3 protein-coding genes, 1 tRNA gene and 1 pseudogene are annotated in these 4,614 nt (G+C 67.1%); 2 read left to right on the top strand and 3 right to left on the bottom strand.

Going from position 1 to position 4,614, the window contains the following annotated elements:
- Window positions 1–71: 71 nt before the first annotated feature.
- Window positions 72–1,865, bottom strand: a complete 1,794-nt coding sequence (locus DYI42_RS23210; protein WP_213549397.1) for an ABC transporter transmembrane domain-containing protein — start codon at window positions 1,863–1,865, stop codon at window positions 72–74.
- A 168-nt stretch (window positions 1,866–2,033) separates the two neighbouring features.
- Between DYI42_RS23210 and DYI42_RS23205 the strand changes: the two genes are divergently transcribed.
- Complete coding sequence (locus tag DYI42_RS23205; protein ID WP_213549401.1) at window positions 2,034–2,876, top strand: glycoside hydrolase family 25 protein; 843 nt, start codon at window positions 2,034–2,036, stop codon at window positions 2,874–2,876.
- 93 nt (window positions 2,877–2,969) lie between these two features.
- On the opposite strand, the gene DYI42_RS23200 is transcribed toward DYI42_RS23205, so the two are convergent.
- Window positions 2,970–3,043, bottom strand: a tRNA-Gly gene (locus DYI42_RS23200).
- A gap of 363 nt (window positions 3,044–3,406) precedes the next feature.
- Window positions 3,407–4,057, bottom strand: a complete 651-nt coding sequence (locus tag DYI42_RS23195) for a TetR/AcrR family transcriptional regulator (RefSeq protein ID WP_342344730.1) — start codon at window positions 4,055–4,057, stop codon at window positions 3,407–3,409.
- Window positions 4,058–4,178: 121 nt separating this feature from the next.
- Between DYI42_RS23195 and DYI42_RS23190 the strand changes: the two are divergent.
- Window positions 4,179–4,614: pseudogene (locus DYI42_RS23190) on the top strand (shikimate dehydrogenase); the annotation flags it as partial.

The raw sequence follows: 4,614 nt of genomic DNA, 5'->3' as shown, positions 1-4,614 counted from the left end.
TGCAAGGGGCGGTGCGCCATGAATGCGCACCCTACGGTTTGCGAAACTCGGAATGTTGCGCCCGCCGCGCCCTACTCCGCCGCCAGCCCTTCGGTGAACTGGAGCCGGGCCAGACGGGCGTAGAGGCCGCCTTGGGCGACGAGGCTGTCATGCGTGCCTTCGGCGACGATCTGCCCCTTTTCGAACACCAGGATGCGGTCGGCCTTTTTCACCGTGGCGAGGCGGTGGGCGACGATGAGGGTGGTGCGCTCTGCCGAGAGCGCCTCGACGGCCTGTTGCACCAGTTGCTCGCTTTCGGCGTCCAGCGCCGAGGTGGCCTCGTCCAGCAGCAGCACGGGCGCGTCGCGCAGGATGGCGCGGGCGATGGCGATGCGCTGTTTCTGCCCGCCGGAAAGCATGGCGCCGCGCTCGCCGACGTAGGTTTCGTAGCCCTCGGGCAGCTCGGTGATGAACTCATGCGCGGCGGCGGCGCGGGCGGCGGCCTCGACATCGGCCTGGCTCGCCTCGGGGCGGCCGAAGCGAATGTTCTCGGTGACGGTGGCGGCGAAGATCACCGGGTCTTGCGGCACCAGCGCCAGCTGGCCGCGCAGCGCTTCGCGTGTCACCGCATCGAGCCGTGTGCCATCGAGGGTGATCTCGCCCGCAGCCGGATCGTAGAAGCGCAGCAGAAGCTGGAAGATCGTGGATTTGCCCGCGCCGGAGGGGCCGACGAGGGCGACGGTTTCGCCCGGCTGCACGTTGAAGCTGACGCCCGAAAGCGCGGCCTCACCGGGACGGGTAGGATAGTGGAAGACCACGTCCTGAAAGCCGATGGCGCCGCGCGCGCGGCCCTCCAGCGGCAGCGGCTCTGCCGGGTCTGTCACGCTGTCGGTGGCGGTGAGCAGCTCGATCAGCCGTTCGGTGGCACCGGCGGCGCGTTGCAGCTCGCCCCAGATTTCCGACAGCGCGGCCACGGCGCCGGCCATGATGCCCGCGTAGATGACGAACTGAACCAACTCACCGGCGGTCATCGCGCCATCACGCACGTCGCGCGCGCCGATCCAGAGCACGCCGAGGATGCCGCAGAAGACCACGAAGATGATGATCGCCGTCATCGCCGCGCGCACGGTGATGCGCTTCTTCGCGGAGGTGAAGCTTTGCTCGGTGACCTCGCCGAAGCGGGCGCGCGAAGGGGCCTCATGGGTGAAGGCCTGAACGGTTTGCACCGCCAGCAGCGCCTCCGAGGCATTGCCAGAGGAGGCCGCGATCCAATCCTGGTTTTCGCGGGAGAGCGTGCGAAGGCGGCGGCCCAGCACGAGGATCGGGATGATGACCACGGGGATGATGCCGAGCACCATCAGCGAGAGCTTGGGCGTGGTGAAGAACATCAGCAGCAGCCCGCCGAAGAACAGCAGGATGTTGCGGAGAAACCAGCTGGCCGAGGAGCCGATGACCGAGAGGATCAGCGTGGTGTCGGTGGTGATACGGCTCAGCACCTCGCCGGTCATCAGCTTCTCGTAATAGGCCGGGCTCATGCCGATCATCCGGTCGAAGACCGATTTGCGGATGTCGGCCACCACGCGCTCGCCCAGCCGCGTCACCAGCCAGTAGCGCAGGGCGGTGCCCAGCGCGAAGATGGCGGCGATGCCGATGGCGGCGAAGAAGTAACGATCAAGCAGGGCGACGTTGGCGGTGCCGAAGTTGTCGACCACGCGGCGGGCGGCCATGGGCAGCACCAGCGAGACGCCTGCGGTGAGGATCAGCGCGCCGAGGGCGGCCAGCACCATGAGCTTGTAGGGCGCGAAATAGGGCGCGAGCGCGCGCAGCGCTCCCACGCGGCGGGAGCCGGGGCGGTCATCGGGGTTGGTCTGGGGGGCACGCGCCATGGGCTCTCCTCTTCGGGCGAAGGGAGTAACGGGCGCGCGCCGGGGCGGCAAGGGGGGCAAGTTGCCGCGCAGGGCGCGGGGTGAGCACAAACTGTGAAGTGCATCGCGGCGCGATTGGGCTTAGGATTCGGCGCAACAGGCAACCGGGGCAGGAGCATGGGCATGGCGATGCGGTGGATGATCGGGACGGGGCTGGCACTGGCGCTGGCCTCCTGCGGCGGTGGCACGCGGGTGGATGCGCCGGCGGGCGCGACGGTGCCCGCGCTGGTGCAGGGCGAACGCTCGACGGTGACCTATGTATCGGCCAGCCGGGCACCGGGCATCCCGCGCGGCTTCGGCGATGTGGACCCGCACGAATGGTCTGGCCCCTCCCCCGCAAGCTACCAGGTGCACGGCATCGACGCGGCCCGCTACCAGGGCGAGATCGACTGGACCCCCGCGCGGCAGGCGGGCGTGTCCTTTGCCTGGCTGAAGGCGACGGAGGGCGGCGACCATCTGGACCCGGGCTGGCAGCTCAATGCCGACGGCGCGCGGCGCGCTGGCGTGCCGGTTGGGGGCTATCACTTCTACTACTTCTGCACCGACGCGCGGACGCAGGCGGAATGGTTCATCCGCAACGTGCCGCGCCGCAAGGGTGACCTGCCGCCGATGCTCGACATGGAGTGGAACCACCTCTCCCCCACTTGCACCACGCGTCCGCCCGCCGAGGAGGTGCGCGCCAGCATCCGGGAGTTTTCCCGCATCGTGACGGCCCACTACGGCACCGCGCCGGTGGTTTACACCACGCCGGATTTCTACCGTCGCAACGATCTGGGCCAGCTTCGGGGCACCGAGTTTTTCCTGCGGGCGGTCACCGCGCACCCCTCCGAGCACTACCCCGAGGAGCGCTGGAGCTTCTGGCAATACAGCGGCACCGGGCTGGTGCCGGGCGTGGCGGGCAAGGTGGACCTGAACGCCTTTGCAGGCTCCCGCGCCGAGTGGCGCCGGTGGCTGGGCGCACGGTTGCAGTAGAGCACCGAGAGGCTGGCCCCGCGCGACGCAAGAGCGGCCTGCCCGATCCGGGGGCAGGTCGGCAAGTGGCCGCAGTTCAAGGTGGAGATTTTTTGGAGCGGGCGACGGGAATCGAACCCGTATCTCTTGCTTGGAAGGCAAGGGTCTTACCATTACACAACGCCCGCTCAGCAGGCCCTGTGGCTATTTCATGTGGCTTTTAGCGTCAAGCGGTATGTCGCTGACCGCTCTCTTCACTCAACGTCGACGAAGGGCGGGAAGCTGACGTTCGCCGCGCCTGCGACCAAGTTCCGGTCCGGGCGGAAGCCGTACGATACAATTACCGCGCGGCAAGCGCTGCGTATCCTGAGAAGCGGCCAGTCCTCGATCTTTGTCCGTGGAAAGGAACAGGAGAATCAACCTGCTCCATGCCAGGCGGGATTCGCCGGGGGCGAAGCTGCGGAAACGTTCGCTGCAATTGGATCGGGCGCAGCCAAGGAGGCTTTTCCGGGTGTGCGGCAGCAATGTGGAGAGTTGCGGCCGCGGCGCAATCATGCCTTGCAAGCAATGGCGAGAATGGCCTCGACGGTCTGCTGACGGATCACCTCCTGCGCCGGTTCCTCGAACAGCTCCGACCCGAAGATGGCCGAGAAAGTTGGTCGGTTCGAGACGTTGAAGAAGCTGGCCGCGCTGATCTGCCAGTGCAGGGCCACGGGATCGAGCGCGGCGCGGAACACCCCGGCTTCCTGCCCGCGGCGGCAGATGTCGGCGAGCTTGTCGATCGCGGCGACGTTCAGGTCGCGGATCACCTGGCTGACGGCGAGGTTCTCGGCGTTGTGGATGTTCTCGATCATCACCATGCGAATGAAGTCGGGATTCGCCCTGTGATGATCGAAGGTGAAGGCGACCAGCCGCGCAAGGGCCTCCTGCGGGGGCAGGTGGTCGAGGTCGAGAGAGGCCTCGCCCTCCCGGACCTCGAGATAGGCCGCCTCCAGCGCCCGTGTATACAGCCCCAGCTTGTCGCCGAAGTAATAGTAGATCATCCGCTTGGAGGTCTGGGTGCGCGAGGCGATTGTGTCGACCCGGGCGCCTGAAAATCCCCTCGCTGCGAACTCCGACAGGGCGACGGTCAGGATATCTTCCTTTACCGCCTCGGGATTCTGCGTCCAGCCCCGCCGCTCTGCATCCGTCGTCATTGCCATGCCCGCACCTTTACTGAAGCTGTAGCAGATGCCAAATGGTCCAGTTAGTACATTTTACCTTGACGAAATGTACCAAACGGAACATTTTGCCCTGAAGACATGGTGGGGAGGCCACGAGGGAATGCAGATTGACCCGGCAACAGAGGCTAAGACCGCACCCGCCGGCCCGTTCCGGATGGGCCTGGTCGGCAGCGGCATCCAGCTGTCCCGCACGCCCGCGATGCACGAGGCCGAGGCCGCCGCGCAGGGCCTGACCTGCCACTACGAGCTTCTGGACACAGACGCCGGCACCGATGGCGACCTGTCGCAGATACTGGCGCGGGCCGAGTCGGGAGGTTTTGCGGGTCTCAATGTCACCTTTCCCTACAAGCAGGCCGTCATGGCGCACCTTCACCAGTTGTCCGACGCCGCCCGCCGGGTCGGCGCGGTGAACACGGTCGTGTTTCGGGATGGCAAGCGGTTCGGCCACAACACCGACTACTGGGGCTTCTCCGAAAGCCTGCGCACCGGCCTGCCCGGGGCACCGCTGGACGAGGTGCTGCTGATCGGGGCGGGCG

It is taken from the genome of Vannielia litorea (assembly GCF_018424695.1).
GTDB classification, from domain to species: Bacteria; Pseudomonadota; Alphaproteobacteria; order Rhodobacterales; family Rhodobacteraceae; genus Vannielia; species Vannielia litorea_A.
The sequence above is the reverse complement of the archived record's forward strand: the minus strand, read 5'-3'. Positions and strand labels throughout refer to the sequence as shown.

Coding starts and splice junctions, on each gene's coding strand:
- DYI42_RS23205 (WP_213549401.1), top strand. CDS start 2,034: ATGCGGTGGATGATCGGGACGGGGCTGGCACTGGCGCTGGCCTCCTGC.
- DYI42_RS23195 (WP_342344730.1), bottom strand. CDS start 4,057: ATGGCAATGACGACGGATGCAGAGCGGCGGGGCTGGACGCAGAATCCC.
- DYI42_RS23210 (WP_213549397.1), bottom strand. CDS start 1,865: ATGGCGCGTGCCCCCCAGACCAACCCCGATGACCGCCCCGGCTCCCGC.